This is a genomic window from Neorhizobium vignae (assembly GCF_000732195.1).
GTDB lineage: Bacteria > Pseudomonadota > Alphaproteobacteria > Rhizobiales > Rhizobiaceae > Neorhizobium > Neorhizobium vignae.
The window spans coordinates 36,262-54,623 of sequence record NZ_JNNU01000027.1 but is presented as its reverse complement, the minus strand read 5'-3'; the positions used below and the strand labels follow the sequence as shown (position 1 = coordinate 54,623).

Sequence of the window (18,362 nt, the reverse complement as noted above, 5' to 3'; positions counted from 1 at the left end):
GGGCGGATGTTTGGCGTGATGAGCCGCTTCCTGTCGAATGCGACGAACAGGATCGATGCGAAGGGACGGGTCTCCGTTCCGGCGAGTTTTCGTTCGGTCCTTTCGGAGCGTGGGATCCAGGAGCTTTATTGCCTCCAGGATTTCACCTATCCGGCGATCAGCGTCGGCGGGCCGGATCTGCTCGATCGTTACGAGCGGCAGATCGCTTCCGTCGATCCGTTTTCGCCGGAAGCGAACCGGATGTCGCTGCTCGTTCACGGTGGCGGCGTCTTCATGAGGCTCGATGCGGAGGGCCGGCTGATGGTCACGGATTTTATCCGCGACTTCACGGGAATCAGCTCGGACATCACCTTCGTTGGGCGCTCGGATCATTTTCAACTTTGGCAGCCGCAGGCGTTTCACGAGGCGCAGGCGGCGGCGAGAGAGGGGCGCTTCGGTTCGCGCCCCGCGTAAGACAGGGGAACGGAATGGCGGCGAATCCAGGCGACGGAACAACCGAGCCCGAAGGCGGACCGGTTCGTCACATTCCGGTTCTTCTGAAGGAAGTCCTCGAGGCGCTCGAGCCCCGGGCCGGCAAGGTCATCCTCGATGGTACGTTCGGGGCGGGCGGTTATACATCCGCGATCCTTGCGGCGGATGCCGAGGTGATCGCGCTCGATCGCGACCCGAATGCGATTGCCGCCGGCAGGGCGCTGGTCGATGCCCATAAGGGCCGTCTCCACCTCATCCAGTCACAGTTCTCCGAACTTGCCGATCACGCGCCGGAAGGCGGACTTGATGGCGTCGTGCTCGATATCGGCGTCTCCTCCATGCAGATCGACGAGGCCGACCGCGGTTTCTCCTTCCAGCGCAACGGTCCGCTCGACATGCGGATGTCTTCGAGCGGTGTTTCGGCGGCCGATGTCGTCAATCGCGCCAAAGTCGGCGATCTCACCCGCATCTTCGGTTTCCTCGGCGAGGAAAAGCAGTCGGGCCGCATCGCCCGCGCGATCGAGAAACGCCGCCTCACCGAGCCGTTCACCACCACGCGCGAACTCGCCAACCTCATCGAGACGGTCAATCCGCGCAAGGCCAAGGACAAGATCCATCCGGCGACCCGTGTCTTCCAGGCGCTGCGCGTCTTCGTCAACGACGAACTCGGCGAGCTCGCCCAGGCGCTGTTTGCTGCCGAACGAGCCTTGAAGCCCGGCGGACGGCTGGTCGTCGTCACCTTCCATTCGCTCGAAGACCGGATCGTCAAGCAGTTCTTCGCCGATCGTTCCGGGAAGGCCTCCGGTTCGCGCCATCTGCCGATGGTGGTGGCAAAACCCGCGATCTTCGAACCGCTCGGCAAGTCGATGATCTCGGCGAGCGACGAGGAGGCGGAACTCAATCCGCGCGCCCGGTCCGCCAAGCTTCGCGCCGGGGTCCGCACGGATGCCCCGCCGCGGTCGGCCGACATGTCGATTTTCGATCTGCCCGATCTCGCCAGCCTTGCAAAGATGGGAGCCTGATACATGCTGCGTAGCTTCGATCTTGTCCTGATCGGCGTGATGACGGCGGCGGCCGTCGTCACCTATTCGATCAAGCACCGTGCCGATGAAAAACTCAGCGAAGTTCGCCGGCTGGAGTCGGAAATCAAGCTGGAGAAGGATACGATCGATCTCCTGAAAGCGGACTGGGCTCTGCTGACCCAGCCGAACCGCCTGCACCGGCTGATCAACGTGTACAATACCGAGCTGGCGCTCGCCCCGACGGAAACGACCCAGCTTGCGATGCCCAAGGAGTTGCCGATGCCGAAGGCCCGGCTTCCGCAGCCCGAGACCACCATCGAGGACATCATCGCCGGCAAGAACAGCGAGGTCGCCGCCGCGCTGAAGGGGGTTGCGGCCGCCAAGGCGAAGCCCGCCGCCAAAATTCCCGTGCCGCAACGGCGCGGTTCCATCGAAGTCATTTCCACAGGATCGGTGAAACGCTGATGTCTTTCCTGTCCCGCATCATGATCGTCAAGAGCCGCGCGCATTTTTCGTCCGACAGCCGCGCTTGCGGCTCCGAGAAGGCCTCCTTCGAGGGGACCCGCAAGCGCAAGTCCGCGCAGGCGAAAAACCGCGTCGGCCTGCTGATCGCCGGTTTCACGGTCTTCTACTGCGTCATCGGCGGCCGGCTGATGCAATATGGCGTCGCGCAGCCGCTGACGACGTCGAGCATCCTGCCGGCGGACCGCCTTCTGGCGTCGCGCCCCGACCTCGTCGACCGCAACGGGGCGGTTCTGGCGACCGACATCCGCACCGTTTCGCTGTTTGCAGAGCCCAACAAGATCATCGATGCGGACGAGGTGATCGAAAAGCTCTCGACGGTTCTGAACGACCTCGACGTCAAGGGCACCTATTCGAAGCTGACCTCGAACTCACGTTTCCAATGGCTGCGCCGCCAGTTGACGCCGAAGCAACAGAGCCAGATCCTGGCGCTTGGCATTCCGGGCATCGGTTTCCGGCCCGAGAAGCGCCGTTTCTATCCGGGCGGCCCGACCGCCGCGCATGTCGTTGGTTATGTGAATATCGACAACCGCGGCGTTGCCGGCATGGAGCGTTACGTCGACAATCAGGGGCTTGCCGATCTCGCGGCCGTCGGCATGACTTCCAGCCAGCCGCTGGAGCCGGTCAAGCTGTCCATCGACCTGCGCGTCCAGTCGATCGTTCGCGACGTGGTGACCGAGGCGATCAGCAAGTACAACTCGATCGGTGCCGGCGCGGTCGTTCTCGACGTCCATACCGGCGAAATCGTCGCCATGGCCTCCGCGCCCGATTTCGATCCCAACAATCCGGTCGAAGGCGGCGAGGAGGGATGGTTCAACCGCATGTCGAACGGCACGTTCGAAATGGGCTCGACCTTCAAGTCCTTCACCATCGCCATGGGCCTCGATTCCGGCAGGGTGAACCTTCAGAGCACGTTCGACGCCCGGTTCCCGATCCGCATCGGCGGCTTCACGATCAAGGATTTCCACGGCAAGGGGCGTGTGCTGAGCGTTCCGGAAATCTTCCAGTATTCGTCCAATATCGGCACCGCCAAGATTGCCGATACGGTCGGCATCGAAGGCCACAAGGATTTCCTGACCAAGCTCGGCCTGCTGACCAAAATGCACACGGAGCTTCCGGAAGTCGCCTCTCCGAGCCAGCCGCGCGAATGGAAGAAGATCAATTCGATCACCATTTCCTTCGGCCACGGCGTCTCGACGACGCCGCTGCAGACGGCGGTTGCCGGCGCCGCGCTCGTCAACGGCGGAAAATACATCCCGCCGACCTTTCTGCCGCGCAACCGGGCAGAAGCCGACAAGGTCGCGACCCAGGTGCTCAAGCCCTCGACCAGCAAGGACATGCGCTTCCTGTTCGAATGGAACGGCGTCAATGGATCGGGCCGGAATGCGCGCGTCGCCGGCTTCAATGTCGGCGGCAAGACGGGTACGGCGGACAAGGTCGTCAACGGACGTTACGCCCACGACAAGAACTTCAACGCCTTCCTCGCGGCCTTCCCGATGGACAATCCGCAATACGTCGTCTTGACGTTCTGCGACGAACCCAAGACCGACAAGGGCAATGGCGCAGCTCTTGCCGCAACTTCTGCCGCGCCGATGGTCAAGGAGATCATCACCCGCTCCGCGCCCATTCTCGGTGTAAAGCCGAAATTCGGCAATGACGGTTCTGCCCTGCTTGTGTCTTATTGAGCGATAACAAGTTGAGCGCACGATTCGAGGGACGACGCTCAGAATGGAACATCAGCCAATGAAATTGCGAGAACTCGCCGGAGGGGATTTCCCCGAACTAGCCGACCTGATGGCCGGGACGGCCGGCGATCTCGACGTGACCGGCCTTACGTCCGACAGCCGCAAGGTAAAACCCGGCATGCTGTTTGCGGCACTTGCAGGCACCAAGGCGGACGGGTCGAGCTATATCGGCGATGCCGCCGCCCGCGGCGCGGTCGCGGCGATTGCCGGACATACGGCGGACGCGGGCATTCCCGTCCTTGCCGTTTCCAATCCGCGCCGGCTGCTGGCGCTGGCGGCCGCCCGTTTCTTCCATGCGCAGCCGGAAACCATGGTCGCCGTTACGGGCACCGCCGGCAAGACCTCCGTCGCCTCGTTCACCCGCCAGATCTGGGCGCATGCCGGCCATGCCGCGGCGCAGATCGGCACGACCGGCGTGGTCTCGCCGACCCGCAACGACTACGGCTCGCTGACCACGCCCGATCCGGTCGAGTTGCAGATGCTGCTTTCCGAACTGGCCGCCGAGGGCGTCACCCATGCCGCCATGGAAGCCTCCAGCCACGGCCTGGATCAGAGCCGGCTCGATGGCGTTCGTCTTGCGGCTGCCGGGTTCACCAATCTCGGCCGCGACCACATGGACTACCATCCGACCGTCGAGAGCTACATGGCTGCCAAGATGCGGCTTTTCGATACGCTGATGCCGAAGGGCGCACCGGTTGTCATCTTCGCGGACGACGCGTGGTCGGAGGAAGCGATACGGGTGGCGACGGTTGCCGACCTCGAAGTCCGCACCGTCGGTCGTCGGGGGGATTACCTCTGCCTGAAGCGGGTCGAGCATTTCCGTCACAAGCAGACGGCCGAAATTCATGTCGGCGCGCAGATTTTCGAAGTCGATATTCCGCTCGCAGGTGATTTCCAGGTGTCGAACGCGCTGGTCGCGGCAGGGCTTGCCATGTCGACCGGGGTTCCGGCTGCCGTTGCCATGGCCGCGCTCGAAAAGCTGGTCGGCGCCTCGGGTCGTCTCGAACTGGTTGGCCAGACGAAGGACGGCGCGCTCGCCTATGTGGATTATGCCCACAAGCCGGACGCGCTGGAAAACGTGCTGACCTCCGTGCGCCCGTTCACGACCGGCCGCGTCATCGTCGTGTTCGGCTGCGGCGGCGACCGCGACAAGGGCAAGCGGCCGATCATGGGCGATGTGGCGACGAGGCTTGCCGATATCGTCATCGTCACCGACGACAATCCGCGTTCCGAGGTTCCCGAAGTGATCCGCTCCGAGATCATGGCGGCCGCTCCGGGCGCCGTCGAGATCGGCGATCGGGCCCAGGCGATCCGCGAGGCGGTCGGTATGCTGCAGTCGGGCGACACATTGATCGTTGCGGGCAAGGGCCACGAGGAGGGCCAGACGATCGGCACGACAGTCCTGCCGTTCTCCGATCACGTCGAAGTCCGCAAGGCATTGCAGGAGCTGAAATCGTGAACTGGCTATGGACATCCGAGGATTTGACCGCTGCCATGGGCGGCCGCCCGATCGGCTCGCTTCCGGTGGGCATTACCGGTATTTCTATCGACAGCCGTTCGATCGGGCCGGGAGAAGCCTTCTTCGCCATCAAGGGCGACCGCGTCGACGGTCATGACTATGCAAGCCTCGCGGTCGCCAACGGTGCGACGCTGATCGTCGTCAACGAATCGAAATTGCCGGCACTCGGCAAGCTGAGCGTGCCGATCATCGTCGTGGAAGACGTTCTTGCGGCGCTTGGAAAACTGGCGCTCGCCGCGCGTGCGCGCAGCCGGGCACGTATCGTCGCCGTCACGGGTTCGGTCGGCAAGACGACCACCAAGGAAATGCTGCGCCATGCGCTCGCCGCGTCCGGCAAGGTGCATGCCGCTGTCGCCTCCTTCAACAATCACTGGGGCGTGCCGCTGACGCTTGCCCGCATGCCGGCGGACACCGATTTCGGCGTCTTCGAGATCGGCATGAACCATCCGGACGAGATCCGCCCGCTGGTGAAGATGGTGCGTCCGCATGTGGCAGTGATCACCACGATCGCCGCCGCGCATCTTGGCCATTTCAAGGACCTCGAGGAGATTGCCGCCGCAAAGGCCGAGATCTTCGAAGGCCTGGAGCCCGGCGGTTCGGCGATCCTCAACCGCGACATCAAGCAGTTCGGCTTCCTGCAGAAAAAGGCGCAGGAGGCGGGTGTCTCGCACATCCACACCTTCGGCCAGCATGCCAAGGCGGATTTCCGGCTGGCGGATTTCGAAGGCAATGGGGAAAACTCGGTCGTCTGGGCCGTGCTGAACGGCGAGACGTCGGAAGTCCATATCGGCGCCCCCGGCCGGCACATCGCCGAAAACGCCATGGCGGTTCTCGGCGCCTGCCTGCTCGTCGGCGCGGACATGGCCGGCGCCATGGCGGCGCTTGCGGAACTGAGGCCGGTCAAGGGCAGGGGCGAACGCCACCGCCTCGGGATCGGCGAGGGCCATCTGACGCTGATCGACGAGAGCTACAACGCCAATCCGGCCTCGATGCGGGCGGCCATCGCGCTTCTCGCATCCGCGACGCCGGAACTGACCGGCCGGCGGATCGCGGTGCTCGGCGACATGCTGGAAATGGGCGAGTTTTCCGCCAAGGTGCATGAGGAACTGGCGGGTCCGCTGCTTGCCGCCGGTATCGAACATGTCTGGCTGGCGGGGGCGGAAATGGTTGCGCTGCGCGACGCGCTGCCCGACAGCGTCGATGTGCACCATTACGAAAAGACCGCGGATCTTGCCGAATTCGTGGTGCGCTCGGTGATGCCCGGCGACGTGGTGATGGTGAAATCTTCGCTCGGCATCGGTTTCGGCAAGATCGTGGCCGCGCTTATTGACAACTACCCGGCATTCTCCGACACGGAGCGCCACTAATTGAGACGGGCTTCTGGAAAGGGCGCTGAATGCTGATCTGGCTTGTGGAACTGGCGGATAAAGTCCAATTTTTCAACCTGTTCCGGTACATCACCTTCAGGACGGGCGCTGCGCTCTTTACGTCTGCGCTGATCGTCTTCCTGTTCGGGCCGATGATCATCGCATCGCTTCGCCTGCGCCAGGGCAAGGGACAGCCGATCCGTGCCGACGGGCCGCAGACCCATTTCAAGAAGGCCGGCACGCCGACCATGGGCGGGCTGATGATTCTCGCCGGCATTGTCGGCGGATCGCTGCTCTGGGCCGACCTTTCGAACGTCTACGTGGTGGCGACTTTGCTCGTGACGCTCGGTTTCGGCGCGATCGGCTTCTATGACGACTATCTGAAAGTCACCAAACAGACCGACAAGGGCTTTTCCGGCAAGGCGCGTCTCGGCATCGAGTTCGTAATCGCGGGGATCGCCGTCTTCTTCATGATGCGGGTGGCGCTCGCCAGCGGCCAGTCGAGCAATCCGACGCTCGGCACCTCGATTGCGTTCCCGTTCTTCAAGGACCTGTTCATCAATCTCGGCATCTTCTTCGTCCTGTTCGGCGGTTTCGTCATCGTGGCGGCCGGCAATGCGGTGAACCTGACGGACGGCCTCGACGGGCTGGCGATCGTGCCGGTCATGATCGCAGCAGCCTCCTTCGGCATCATCGCCTATCTCGCAGGGAACGCGGTGTTTTCGGGATACCTGCAGATCAATTTCGTCCCCGGCACCGGGGAACTCGCCGTCATTCTCGGAGCGGTGATCGGGGCCGGCCTCGGCTTCCTCTGGTTCAACGCGCCGCCTGCCGCCATCTTCATGGGCGATACGGGATCGCTGGCGCTCGGCGGCCTGATCGGCTCGGTCGCCGTCGCCACCAAGCACGAGATCGTCATGGCGATCGTCGGCGGCCTGTTCGTGATGGAGACGCTGTCTGTCATCATCCAGGTCGGCTTCTTTAAGATGACCGGCCGACGCGTCTTCCTGATGGCGCCGATCCATCACCATTTCGAAAAGCTCGGCTGGACGGAAAGCCAGGTGGTGATCCGTTTCTGGATCATCGCCGTCGGCCTTGCCATGCTCGGCCTTTCGACGCTCAAGCTGCGGTGACACGGCGATGATCGCGGTCACCACATTCAAGGACAAGCCGGTCGCGCTGTTCGGCCTCGGCGGCTCGGGACTGGCCACGGCCAGGGCCTTGGTTGCTGGCGGCGCGAAGGTGGTCGCCTGGGACGACAATCCCGACAGCGTCGCCAAGGCTACGGCAGAGGGCATCGCGACCGCCGACCTGCGCGCTATCGACTGGTCGGCACAGGCCGCCTTCGTGCTGTCGCCGGGCGTGCCGCTCACCCATCCGAAGCCGCATTGGAGCGTCGATCTCGCCCGGTCCGCCGGCGTCGAGATCATCGGCGATGTCGAGCTTTTCGTGCGCGAGCGGCGTGCGCATGCGCCGGATTGCCCGTTCATCGCGATCACCGGCACCAACGGCAAATCGACCACCACGGCGCTGATTGCCCATATCCTCAAGTCGAGCGGCCGCGATACCCAGCTCGGCGGCAATATCGGCACCGCGATTTTGACGCTCGATCCGCCGAAGGCCGAGCGCTATTTCGTCGTCGAATGCTCGTCCTACCAGATCGATCTGGCGCCGACGCTCAATCCGACCGCCGGCATCCTGCTCAACCTGACGCCGGACCATCTCGACCGGCACGGCACCATGCAGCACTATGCCGACGTCAAGGAACGGCTCGTCGCCGGTAGCAAGACGGCCGTCATCGGCGTCGACGATTCGTTCTGCGCCCTCATCGCCGACCGCGTCGAACGGGCCGGCGTCGCGGTCAAACGGGTTTCCAAACGCGTCGTGGTTGCTGACGGACTTTATGCCGAAGGCACCCGGATCATCGAGGCGCATGGCGGCGCGACATCGCTGCTCGTCGATCTCGACGGTATCCAGACCCTCAAGGGCAGCCACAACGCCCAGAACGCAGCGGCGGCAATCGCCGCCTGCCTGGCGGTCGGCGTGTCGCGGGACGAGATTCGGGCGGGACTGAAATCCTTCCCCGGCCTGAAGCATCGGATGCAGCCGGTCGGGCGTCGGGTCCAGGTGGTGTTCGTCAACGATTCGAAGGCGACCAACGCGGATGCGGCGGCGCCGGCGCTCTCCAGCTACGACCGGATCTACTGGATTGTCGGCGGCCTGCCGAAGGAGGGCGGCATAGTCAGCCTCGCTCCACTCTTCCCGCGTATCGTCAAGGCCTATCTGATCGGAGAAGCCGCACCGGCATTCGCGGCGACGCTTGGCGAGGCGGTGCCCTACGAGATTTCGGGCACCCTCGAAAAGGCGGTCGCACATGCCGCGGCGGATGCGAGCGCCGATACCACGCCGTCCGCGGTGATGTTGTCGCCGGCCTGCGCCAGCTTCGATCAGTTCAAGAATTTCGAAGTTCGCGGCGATGCCTTTGTCGGCCACGTCGCAAGCCTCGACGGCGTCACGATGTTGGTCGATTCAGATTGATCGAGACGGAAAAGGGGAACGACAGATGGTAAGCCGCGCAGACCGTGGGCCGCTCGCAGACTGGTTCTGGACGATCGACCGTTTCTTCCTCGTCGCCTTCGTGCTGCTGATGGGGGTCGGTTTCATGCTCTCCTTCGCGGCGTCGCCGGCGGTCGCCGAGCGGATCGGCCTCGGCAGTTTCCACTTCGTCGAGCGTCACGCGCTGTTCCTGCTGCCGTCGCTGATGGTGATGGTCGGCCTGTCTTTTCTGACCCCCCGGCAGGTGCGTCGGACCGCGATCGTCCTCCTGATCATCTCGCTGGCGCTGATGGTCCTGGCGCTGTTTTTCGGCGTCGAGGTCAAGGGATCGCGGCGCTGGATCGGTGTCGGCATGTTCTCCATCCAGCCCTCGGAATTCATGAAGCCGGCCTTCGTGGTGGTCTGCGCATGGCTGTTTGCCGAGCACGCGCGGCAGCCTGAAATTCCGGGCAATCTCTTCGCCATCATCCTGTTCGGCATCGTCGCGGCACTGCTGGTCGCTCAGCCCGACCTTGGCCAGACCATTTTGACCAGCGTCGTCTGGGGCGGCATGTTCTTCATGGCCGGCATGCCCTGGCTGTGGATCGTACTGCTCGGCGGCGTCGGTGCCGGGGGCATCGTCACCGCCTATTATATGCTGCCGCACGTGACCGCCCGCTTCGACAAGTTCCTGACCGGCGAGGGCGACCGCTTCCAGATCGAGACCGCGCACGAAGCGATCCTGCAGGGCGGCTGGTTCGGGCAGGGGCCGGGCGAAGGCATCGTCAAGCGCATCCTGCCGGACAGCCACACGGACTTCGTGTTCTCGGTTGCAGCCGAAGAATTCGGCATTATCTTCTGTATGGCACTTGTGGCGATCTTCGCGTTCATCGTGCTGCGCGGCCTGAACCACGCCTTCAAGGAGCGCAATGACTTCAACCGGTTCGCGGTCGCTGGCCTCGTCCTGCAGATCGGCATGCAGTCGCTCATCAATATCGGCGTCAATCTCGAACTCATGCCGGCCAAGGGCATGACGCTCCCCTTGATCTCCTATGGCGGCTCCTCGATGATCGCGATCTGCATCACTGCAGGCTTCATCCTGGCGCTGACCCGCCATCGTCCGGAGAAGCGAGCGCAAGAGCGGAGCCTGTTCCGGGTCGCCCAGGGCGTACCCGCGGAGTAAAAGTCTAATGACCAAGGGCATCATATTGCTTGCCGCCGGGGGAACCGGCGGTCATGTGTTTCCGGCGGAAGCGCTGGGACACGAATTGAAGGAGCGCGGTTATTCCGTGCACCTCGTCACCGACAGCCGGGCTGAGCGTTATGCCGGCACGTTTCCTGCCGACGAAATCCATGTCGTTCCGTCCGCCACGTTCGGATCCAAGAACCCGATCGCGCTCGCCCGCACCGGCTGGAAGCTTTGGACAGGCCTGCGGGCCGCCCGCCGACTGATCGGCCGGCTCAAGCCGCTCGCCGTCGTCGGCTTCGGCGGCTATCCGACCGTACCGCCGCTGATGGCCTCGACCGCCATGGGCGTGCCGACGATGATCCATGAACAGAACGCCGTGATGGGCCGCGCCAACAAGGCGCTGGCCGCCAAGGTCCAGGCGATCGCCGGCGGCTTCCTGCCAGAGGGCAGCGGTCCCTATGCGGACAAGACCGTGACGACCGGCAACCCGGTGCGGCCGGCCGTGCTTGCGGCCTCCAACGTCCCTTATTTGGCGTCCCGCGGCGATGATCCCTTCCGGCTGGTCGTGTTCGGTGGTAGCCAGGGCGCGCAGTTCTTCTCCTCGGTGGTGCCGACGGCGCTCAGCCTGCTCGACCAGGCCGAGCGCGATCGTGTCGTCGTTACCCAGCAGGCGCGTCCGGAAGACAAGGATCGCGTCAGCTCCTGTTTTGCCAAGCTCAAGGCACCCGCCGATATTTCGTCGTTCTTCTCGGACATGGCCGAGCGGTTGGCGACGGCACATCTGGTCATCTGCCGTTCCGGCGCCTCGACGGTGTCGGAAATTGCGGTGATCGGCCGGCCGGCCATTCTCGTGCCTTACCCGCATGCTCTGGATCACGACCAGGCAGCCAATGCCGAGGCGCTGGTGGCGACCGGCGGCGCAAAGGTCGTGCAGCAGTCGGAGCTTTCTCCGGAAAAGCTCGCCTCGATCATTTCGGGTGCGATGAAAGATCCGGACAAGCTGGAAAGAATGGCGGCCGCCGCCAAGTCCGCCGGACGGCCGAATGCCGCCGGCCTGCTTGCGGATCTGGTGGTGGCCATCGCCGAGCGGAAATCGATTTCGGAATTTAAGGGGGTGCATTCATGAAGATGCCGAAGGCCATCGGGCTCGTCCATTTCATCGGCATTGGCGGTATCGGCATGAGCGGTATCGCCGAGGTGCTGCACAATCTCGGCCACAAGGTCCAGGGTTCGGACCAGGCCGACGGCGCCAATGTCCAGCGCCTGCGCGACAAGGGCATCCCGGTCTTCGTCGGTCATCAGGCCGAAAACATCGGTGACGCCGAGGTGGTCGTCGTCTCGACGGCCATCAAGAAGAACAATCCGGAGCTGATGGCGGCGCGGGAAAAATCGCTGCCGATCGTCCGCCGGGCCGAAATGCTCGCCGAGCTGATGCGCTTTCGCAATGCGATCGCCATCGGCGGGACGCATGGCAAGACCACGACCACTTCCATGGTCGCGACGCTTCTGGAAGCGGGCAATCTCGATCCGACCGTAATCAACGGCGGCATCATCAATGCCTACGGCACCAATGCGCGCATGGGCGAGGGCGAGTGGATGGTGGTTGAGGCCGACGAATCGGACGGCACCTTCCTGAAGCTTCCCGCCGATGTCGCCGTGGTCACCAATATCGATCCCGAACATCTCGACCACTATGGCAATTTCGACGCCGTGCGCGCCGCCTTCCGGCAGTTCGTCGAGAACGTGCCGTTCTACGGTTTCGGCGTACTCTGCCTCGACCATCCTGAAGTCCAGGCTCTGGTCGCCCGCATCGAGGATCGCAAGATCGTCACCTATGGCGAAAACCCGCAGGCGGATGCGCGTTTCTCGAATGTCCGCATGGAAGGCACCAAGTCGATCTTCGACGTGGAAATCCGCCGTCGCCGCACCGGCCGGGTGTTCCAGTTCAAGGATCTTGCGCTGCCAATGCCCGGGCGCCACAATATCTCGAATGCCACGGCAGCGATTGCGGTCGCCAACCGGCTCGGCATTTCGGAAGAGGATATCCGCAAGGGGCTTGCCAATTTCAGCGGCGTCAAGCGGCGCTTCACCCTGACGGGCACCTGGAACGGCGTGTCGATCTTCGATGACTACGGTCACCATCCGGTGGAGATCAAGGCCGTGCTGCGGGCCGCGCGCGAATCGTGCCAGGGCCGCATCATCGCCGTCCACCAGCCGCATCGCTACACGCGCCTGTCCAGCCTCTTCGAGGATTTCGCCAATTGCTTCAACGATGCCGACAGCATCCTCCTGGCACCGGTCTATGCCGCAGGCGAGGAACCCATCGAGGGTGCCAATTCGGAAGCCCTGGTTTCGCGCATCCGGTCAGGTGGTCATCGAGACGCGCGATACATGGCATCGCCGACGGAACTCGCTTCGATTGTATCGGGCATTGCGAAACCGGGTGATTTCGTGGTTCTTCTGGGGGCGGGCAATATCACGCAGTGGGCGGCGGCATTGCCGAAGGAACTGGAAAGCGTATCGGGACAGTAGGAAATGAAACAGGTGAACGGGGAAAAGCTTCTGGCGTCGTTGGGGGATGACGTCAACAAACTGCGCGGCAGGCTGACGCCGGACGCGCCGATGGATCGCGTCACCTGGTTCCAGGCCGGCGGGCTCGCCGAACTGATGTTCCAGCCCCATGACGTCGACGATCTCGTGACTTTCCTGCAGATCCTGCCGGAAGAGGTGCCGCTGACGGTGGTCGGCGTCGGTTCGAACCTGCTCGTCCGCGACGGCGGCATTCCGGGCGTCGTGCTGCGCCTCTCGGCCAAGGGTTTCGGCGGTGTCGACCTCGTCGGCGACAACCGGATCAAGGCCGGCGCGATCTGCCCCGACAAGCACATTGCCGCAATGGCGATGGACAACGGCATCGGCGGTTTCGCCTTCTATTACGGCATTCCGGGCTCGATCGGCGGGGCTCTGCGCATGAATGCCGGCGCCAATGGCGGCGAGACGTCCGGGCGCGTCGTCGAAGTGCATGCCGTCGACCGCAAGGGCGGCACGCATGTCTTCTCGACCGCAGAGATGGGCTACAGCTATCGCCATTCCTCGGTCCCTGCGGACATGATCTTTACCCACGCGGTCTTCGAAGGATATCCCGAGGAGCGGGCAAAGATCCGCGCCGAGATGGATGCCGTGCGTCAGCATCGCGAGACGGTGCAGCCGATCAAGGAAAAGACCGGCGGCTCGACCTTCAAGAACCCCGAAGGCCATTCCGCGTGGAAGCTGATCGACGAGGCTGGCTGCCGCGGGCTGGTCAGCGGGGGAGCACAGATGTCGTCGCTCCATTGCAACTTCATGATCAATATCGGCCATGCCAGCGGCTACGACCTCGAGTATCTCGGCGAGACCATTCGTCAGCGGGTCTTCGAGCATTCCGACATCAAGCTCGAATGGGAAATCAAGCGTCTCGGCATATTCATGCCCGGCCGCGAGGTGAGACCCTTCCAGGGCATGACGAGCGAATGATGGCAGGCCGGCCTCCTGCCGGCCCGCAATCACAAGTGCCCGTGAAGATTTTGAAAACAGTAGCTTACGGCGGTTCGCTCATGTTTTTGTTTCATGAAACGGAGCTGAGCCGCCGCCTTAATATGGGCGTGTTCTTCAGAACTTGCTTATTCATTGAGCATTCATGAGCGTGTATTGCATAATGATCCCGTCTTGAATGAGATTCGTGCCAAGAACCGGCAGGGTGCCGGGGGCGCGAGCAGGGGGATATCCAATGTTCAAAAAATTAGCGGCCGAGTTCTTCGGCACTTTCTGGCTTGTCTTCGGTGGATGCGGCAGCGCGGTTCTGGCCGCCGCATTTCCGGATCTCGGTATCGGCTTCGTCGGCGTAGCGCTTGCGTTCGGTCTGACGGTGCTCACCATGGCTTATGCGGTCGGCGGTATTTCCGGCGGGCACTTCAATCCGGCGGTCTCGGTGGGACTGACCGTGGCGGGCAGGTTCCCGGCGTCTAGCCTGGTGGCCTATGTCGTCGCCCAGGTGGTGGGGGCCATCGTCGCGGCCCTGGTTCTCTATCTCATCGCCTCCGGCAAGGCTGGTTTCCAGCTCGGCGGCTTTGCGTCCAACGGCTATGGCGAGCATTCGCCCGGCGGTTATTCGTTGACTTCCGCGCTGTTGATAGAACTGGTTCTCACCGGTTTCTTCATCTTCATCATTCTCGGCGCAACCGGGCCGAAGGCGCCGGCGGGCTTTGCTCCGATCGCAATCGGCCTTGCGCTGACGCTGATCCATCTGATCTCGATCCCGGTCACCAACACATCCGTCAATCCGGCACGTTCGACCGGCGTCGCGCTGATCGTCGGGGACTGGGCTCTCGCGCAGCTTTGGCTTTTCTGGGCGGCACCGATCGTAGGCGCCATCCTCGGCGCGCTGGCCTGGAAGCTGGTGGACGATTCGGAAGAGCGGGCCGCGGCCTGATTCAGAAGAACGGCGCGTTCCGCCGAGGTGAAAGAGCCCGCGAAGCCGCCCGCTTCGCGGGCTTTTCTATGTCTCGAACTTTCAGGAATCGCCGCCCGATTCGAGAGGCTCGATCGTCCTTTTATTGCGGTTCCGAATGTTGCCGCAAACTGGGCGTTAACTTCCAGCGATTCGATTTTTCCTTTGTTTTCATGCTTTTGGCTACCCGGGTTAATCAAGGTAAACGGTTTGTTAACTATATTCGGGCACTAATGCAGGCATGCCTAACGTCCGGCGAGAATCGTCAGGGAACAGGTTGGCGCAAGCGCCGTACTAGAGAGTGTAGTCCTTTTTGGCGGGAGTGATTGATGAGCGACAAGCACGTGGCTGTTTTGATGGGAGGATTTTCCTCCGAGCGGCCTGTCAGCCTGTCCTCGGGCACTGCCTGTGCGGATGCTCTGGAAGGCGAAGGCTATCGCGTCACCCGAGTGGACGTCGGCCGGGATGTTGCGGCCGTTCTCTCGGAGCTTCGGCCGGACGTTGCCTTCAATGCATTGCACGGACCTTTCGGTGAGGACGGAACGATCCAGGGCATCCTCGAATACCTCGAGATTCCCTACACCCATTCCGGCGTGCTGGCCTCGGCGCTCGCCATGGATAAACATCAGGCCAAGCACGTCGCCAAGGCATCCGGCATTCCCGTCGCCGAAGCCAAGGTCATGAATCGCTTCGATATCGGTAACGCCCATCCGATAAAGCCGCCCTATGTGGTGAAGCCGGTGCGCGAAGGCTCGTCCTTCGGCGTCGTGATCGTGCAGGAAAATCAGTCGCATCCGCCGCAGATCATCGGATCGTCCGAGTGGCGTTACGGCGATCGTGTGCTGGTCGAGCGCTATATCTATGGCCGCGAGCTCACCTGCGGCGTCATGGGCGACGTGGCGCTTGGCGTCACCGAAGTGGTGCCTCTCAGCCACGCCTTTTACGATTACGATGCGAAATACGCGGAGGGTGGTTCGAAACACGTCATCCCGGCGCAAATTTCACCGAATATTTACCAAAAGATTCAAACACTAGCGCTCAAGGCGCATCAGGCGATGGGCTGCCGTGGCGTCAGTCGCTCCGACTTTCGCTACGACGACCGCTTCTCCGAGAACGGCGAGGTTATCTGGCTGGAAATCAACACGCAGCCGGGCATGACCCCGACATCACTGGTGCCCGAAATGGCCGGCCATGCCGGTCACTCCTTTGGTGAACTCGTCCGTTGGATGGTGGAGGACGCTACGTGTTTGCGTTGATCGGCAGAAAGGCGGGTGGACCGCGAGGCCGTTCTCAGGCTCATTATCTCGGTGCCGAAGAGCGCCGGGTTCTCCCGCGCCCGCTTCGTCGGGTGTTCCGGTTCTGCGCCAGCCTCGCCACCGGCCGCATCCATATCCCGCCCCATACCGGAACCCTTTCCGCTCTCGGCTTTTTCGCCGCGGTCGGTCTCTACGGCATGTCCCTCGGCGGTCACGGCCAGGCGGTCGCGCAGGCGACCACGGCGGCTGTCGGCTTTGCGATCGAGGATGTGCGCGTCTCGGGCAATGACCAGACGTCCGAAATCGACATCCTGCAGCTTCTCGGCCTCGACGGCACGACCTCGCTGGTCGCACTCGACATCGATTCCGCCCGCCGCAAGCTCTCGGCGCTTCCCTGGGTCCAGTATGCGGAAGTTCGCAAGATCTATCCGAAGACGATCGAGGTGATGCTGAAGGAACGTCAGGCCTTCGGCATCTGGCAGCACGGTGCCGAGCTGTCGCTGATCGAAAAGAACGGCAGCGTGATTGCGCCGCTGCGTGACAACAAATTCGCCTCGCTGCCGCTCTTTGTCGGCCGCGATGCCGAGACGGCCGCCTCCTCCTTCGAAGACGCCATGGCGGGCTGGCCGGAGCTGAAGAATCGCGTGAAGGCCTATGTCCGCATTGCCGGTCGCCGCTGGGATCTGCATCTCGACAACGGGGTCGTGCTGAAGCTGCCGGAAGCCAACGTCGCCAAGGCGCTCCGCGTGCTCGCACGGCTCGAAAAGGAGCAGGGCTTGCTGGAGCGCGATGTCGCCGCCGTCGATCTGAGGCTTGAGGATCGCACCACCATCCAGCTTACTCCCGGTGCCTTGGATCGCCGCAGAGAGGCGCTGGATGCGCGGACGAAGGCCCTGAAGAAACTGGGAGAGCAGTCTTGAGCGTATTCGGTTCATCCCATTTCGGTCTGCCCCGCATGAAGCCGCTGTCTTCCAAGCGCAGTCACGTCGTTTCGGTCCTCGATATCGGCTCCACCAAGGTGGTCTGCATGATCGCCCGGCTGACGCCGCGTCAGGAAAGCCAGGTTCTGCCCGGCCGCACCCACAATATCGAGATCATCGGCATCGGCCACCAGCGCTCGCGCGGTGTGAAGTCCGGCGTGATCGGCGATCTCGATGCCGCAGAAAGCGTCGTCCGTCTCGCGGTCGATGCCGCCGAGCGTATGGCGGGGCTTACCGTCGACAGCCTGATCGTCAACGTCTCCGCCGGCCGCATCACCAGCGACGTCTATACCGCGACGATCGATCTCGGCGGCCAGGAAGTGGAAGAGGCCGATCTCAAGAAGGTTCTGATCGCGGCAAGCCAGCAGTCGCTGCGCCAGGATCGTGCCATCCTGCACTCGCTTCCGACCGGCTTCTCGCTCGACGGCGAACGCGGCATCCGCGATCCGCTGGCGATGTTCGGCGATACGCTTGGTGTCGACATGCACGTCGTGGCCGCCGAGCGCGCCACGCTGAAGAACCTCGAACTCTGCGTCAACCGTGCGCATCTGTCGGTCGAAGGCATGGTCGCGACGCCCTATGCGAGCGGCCTTGCGGCCCTCGTCGACGACGAAGTCGAACTCGGCTGCGCCGCGATCGACATGGGCGGCGGCACGACGACGATCTCGGTCTTTGCCGAGGGCAAGCTGGTCCATACGGATGCGATCAGCCTTGGTGGCCATCACGTGACGACCGACCTTGCTCGCGGGCTTTCGACCCGGATCGAGGATGCCGAGCGCATGAAGGTCGTGCACGGTTCGGCGCTCGCCAACGGTGGCGACGAGCGGGATGTGATCTCCGTTCCGCCGATCGGCGAAGACGATCGCGACCAGCCGACCCAGGTGCCGCGCTCGCTGGTCACCCGCATCGTGCAGGCGCGCATCGAAGAGACACTCGAACTCATCCGCGACCGCATCCAGAAGTCGGGTTTCAGCCCGATCGTCGGCAAGCGCGTCGTGCTGACGGGTGGTGCCAGCCAGCTTACCGGCCTTTCGGAGACGGCGCGCCGCATCCTGGCGCGCAATGTCCGCATCGGCCGTCCGATGGGCGTCTCCGGCCTGCCGACGGCAGCCAAGGGACCGGCCTTTTCGACGGCAGTCGGACTGATGATCTATCCGCAGGTCGCGGATCTCGAAACACACGCTTCGCAGAGCGGCCTGATGGCCACGCTGGGAAGCGGCAATGGCAGGCTGGCCCGCGTGGGTCAGTGGTTGAAGGAAAGTTTTTGATGCGA

Annotated in this window: 16 protein-coding genes; all 16 read left to right on the top strand. The window is 63.2% G+C overall.

Annotation, left to right across the window (positions count from 1 at the left end; translation table 11 throughout):
- Nucleotides 1-18 precede the first annotated feature (18 nt).
- A complete protein-coding gene (mraZ, locus tag GQ59_RS27460; protein ID WP_037087442.1) occupies nt 19-453 on the top strand; it encodes a division/cell wall cluster transcriptional repressor MraZ in 435 nt (144 codons plus the stop codon).
- A 14-nt stretch (nt 454-467) separates the two neighbouring features.
- The gene (rsmH, locus tag GQ59_RS27455; protein ID WP_037087440.1) at nt 468-1,493 is read left to right on the top strand and encodes a 16S rRNA (cytosine(1402)-N(4))-methyltransferase RsmH; all 1,026 of its coding nucleotides are present in this window, start codon (nt 468-470) and stop codon (nt 1,491-1,493) included.
- A 3-nt stretch (nt 1,494-1,496) separates the two neighbouring features.
- Nucleotides 1,497-1,958, top strand: coding sequence for a cell division protein FtsL (ftsL, locus tag GQ59_RS27450; protein WP_037087437.1), 462 nt, complete (start codon nt 1,497-1,499; stop codon nt 1,956-1,958).
- A complete protein-coding gene (locus GQ59_RS27445) occupies nt 1,958-3,700 on the top strand; it encodes a peptidoglycan D,D-transpeptidase FtsI family protein (RefSeq protein WP_037087435.1) in 1,743 nt (580 codons plus the stop codon). Before ftsL ends, GQ59_RS27445 begins: the two co-directional genes overlap by 1 nt.
- A gap of 58 nt (nt 3,701-3,758) precedes the next feature.
- Nucleotides 3,759-5,219: a UDP-N-acetylmuramoyl-L-alanyl-D-glutamate--2,6-diaminopimelate ligase gene (locus tag GQ59_RS27440; RefSeq protein WP_037087433.1), complete on the top strand. Its 1,461-nt coding sequence runs from the start codon at nt 3,759-3,761 to the stop codon at nt 5,217-5,219.
- Entirely contained in the window at nt 5,216-6,646 is a 1,431-nt protein-coding gene (locus GQ59_RS27435) for a UDP-N-acetylmuramoylalanyl-D-glutamyl-2,6-diaminopimelate--D-alanyl-D-alanine ligase (protein WP_037087432.1), read from the top strand. Before GQ59_RS27440 ends, GQ59_RS27435 begins: the two co-directional genes overlap by 4 nt.
- Nucleotides 6,647-6,675: 29 nt before the next feature.
- On the top strand, nt 6,676-7,779 hold the full coding sequence (mraY, locus tag GQ59_RS27430; protein ID WP_037087431.1) for a phospho-N-acetylmuramoyl-pentapeptide-transferase: 1,104 nt from the start codon (nt 6,676-6,678) through the stop codon (nt 7,777-7,779).
- A 7-nt stretch (nt 7,780-7,786) separates the two neighbouring features.
- On the top strand, nt 7,787-9,184 hold the full coding sequence (gene murD, locus GQ59_RS27425) for a UDP-N-acetylmuramoyl-L-alanine--D-glutamate ligase (RefSeq protein ID WP_037087429.1): 1,398 nt from the start codon (nt 7,787-7,789) through the stop codon (nt 9,182-9,184).
- Between the two features lie 25 nt (nt 9,185-9,209).
- A complete protein-coding gene (ftsW, locus tag GQ59_RS27420) occupies nt 9,210-10,364 on the top strand; it encodes a putative lipid II flippase FtsW (protein ID WP_037087428.1) in 1,155 nt (384 codons plus the stop codon).
- Nucleotides 10,365-10,371: 7 nt separating this feature from the next.
- The gene (murG, locus tag GQ59_RS27415; RefSeq protein WP_037087424.1) at nt 10,372-11,496 is read left to right on the top strand and encodes an undecaprenyldiphospho-muramoylpentapeptide beta-N-acetylglucosaminyltransferase; all 1,125 of its coding nucleotides are present in this window, start codon (nt 10,372-10,374) and stop codon (nt 11,494-11,496) included.
- Nucleotides 11,493-12,902, top strand: coding sequence for a UDP-N-acetylmuramate--L-alanine ligase (murC, locus tag GQ59_RS27410; RefSeq protein ID WP_037087421.1), 1,410 nt, complete (start codon nt 11,493-11,495; stop codon nt 12,900-12,902). The genes murG and murC overlap by 4 nt, the downstream gene beginning before the upstream one ends.
- A 3-nt stretch (nt 12,903-12,905) precedes the next feature.
- Nucleotides 12,906-13,880: a UDP-N-acetylmuramate dehydrogenase gene (gene murB, locus GQ59_RS27405; RefSeq protein WP_037087419.1), complete on the top strand. Its 975-nt coding sequence runs from the start codon at nt 12,906-12,908 to the stop codon at nt 13,878-13,880.
- A gap of 253 nt (nt 13,881-14,133) precedes the next feature.
- Nucleotides 14,134-14,835, top strand: coding sequence for an aquaporin Z (gene aqpZ, locus GQ59_RS27400; RefSeq protein ID WP_037087417.1), 702 nt, complete (start codon nt 14,134-14,136; stop codon nt 14,833-14,835).
- Between the two features lie 347 nt (nt 14,836-15,182).
- Nucleotides 15,183-16,109, top strand: a complete 927-nt coding sequence (locus GQ59_RS27395; RefSeq protein ID WP_037087415.1) for a D-alanine--D-alanine ligase — start codon at nt 15,183-15,185, stop codon at nt 16,107-16,109.
- Complete coding sequence (locus GQ59_RS27390) at nt 16,097-17,029, top strand: cell division protein FtsQ/DivIB (protein ID WP_037087413.1); 933 nt, start codon at nt 16,097-16,099, stop codon at nt 17,027-17,029. Before GQ59_RS27395 ends, GQ59_RS27390 begins: the two co-directional genes overlap by 13 nt.
- Nucleotides 17,026-18,357: a cell division protein FtsA gene (gene ftsA / locus GQ59_RS27385; protein WP_037087410.1), complete on the top strand. Its 1,332-nt coding sequence runs from the start codon at nt 17,026-17,028 to the stop codon at nt 18,355-18,357. Before GQ59_RS27390 ends, ftsA begins: the two co-directional genes overlap by 4 nt.
- The last annotated feature ends 5 nt before the right edge of the window (nt 18,358-18,362 follow it).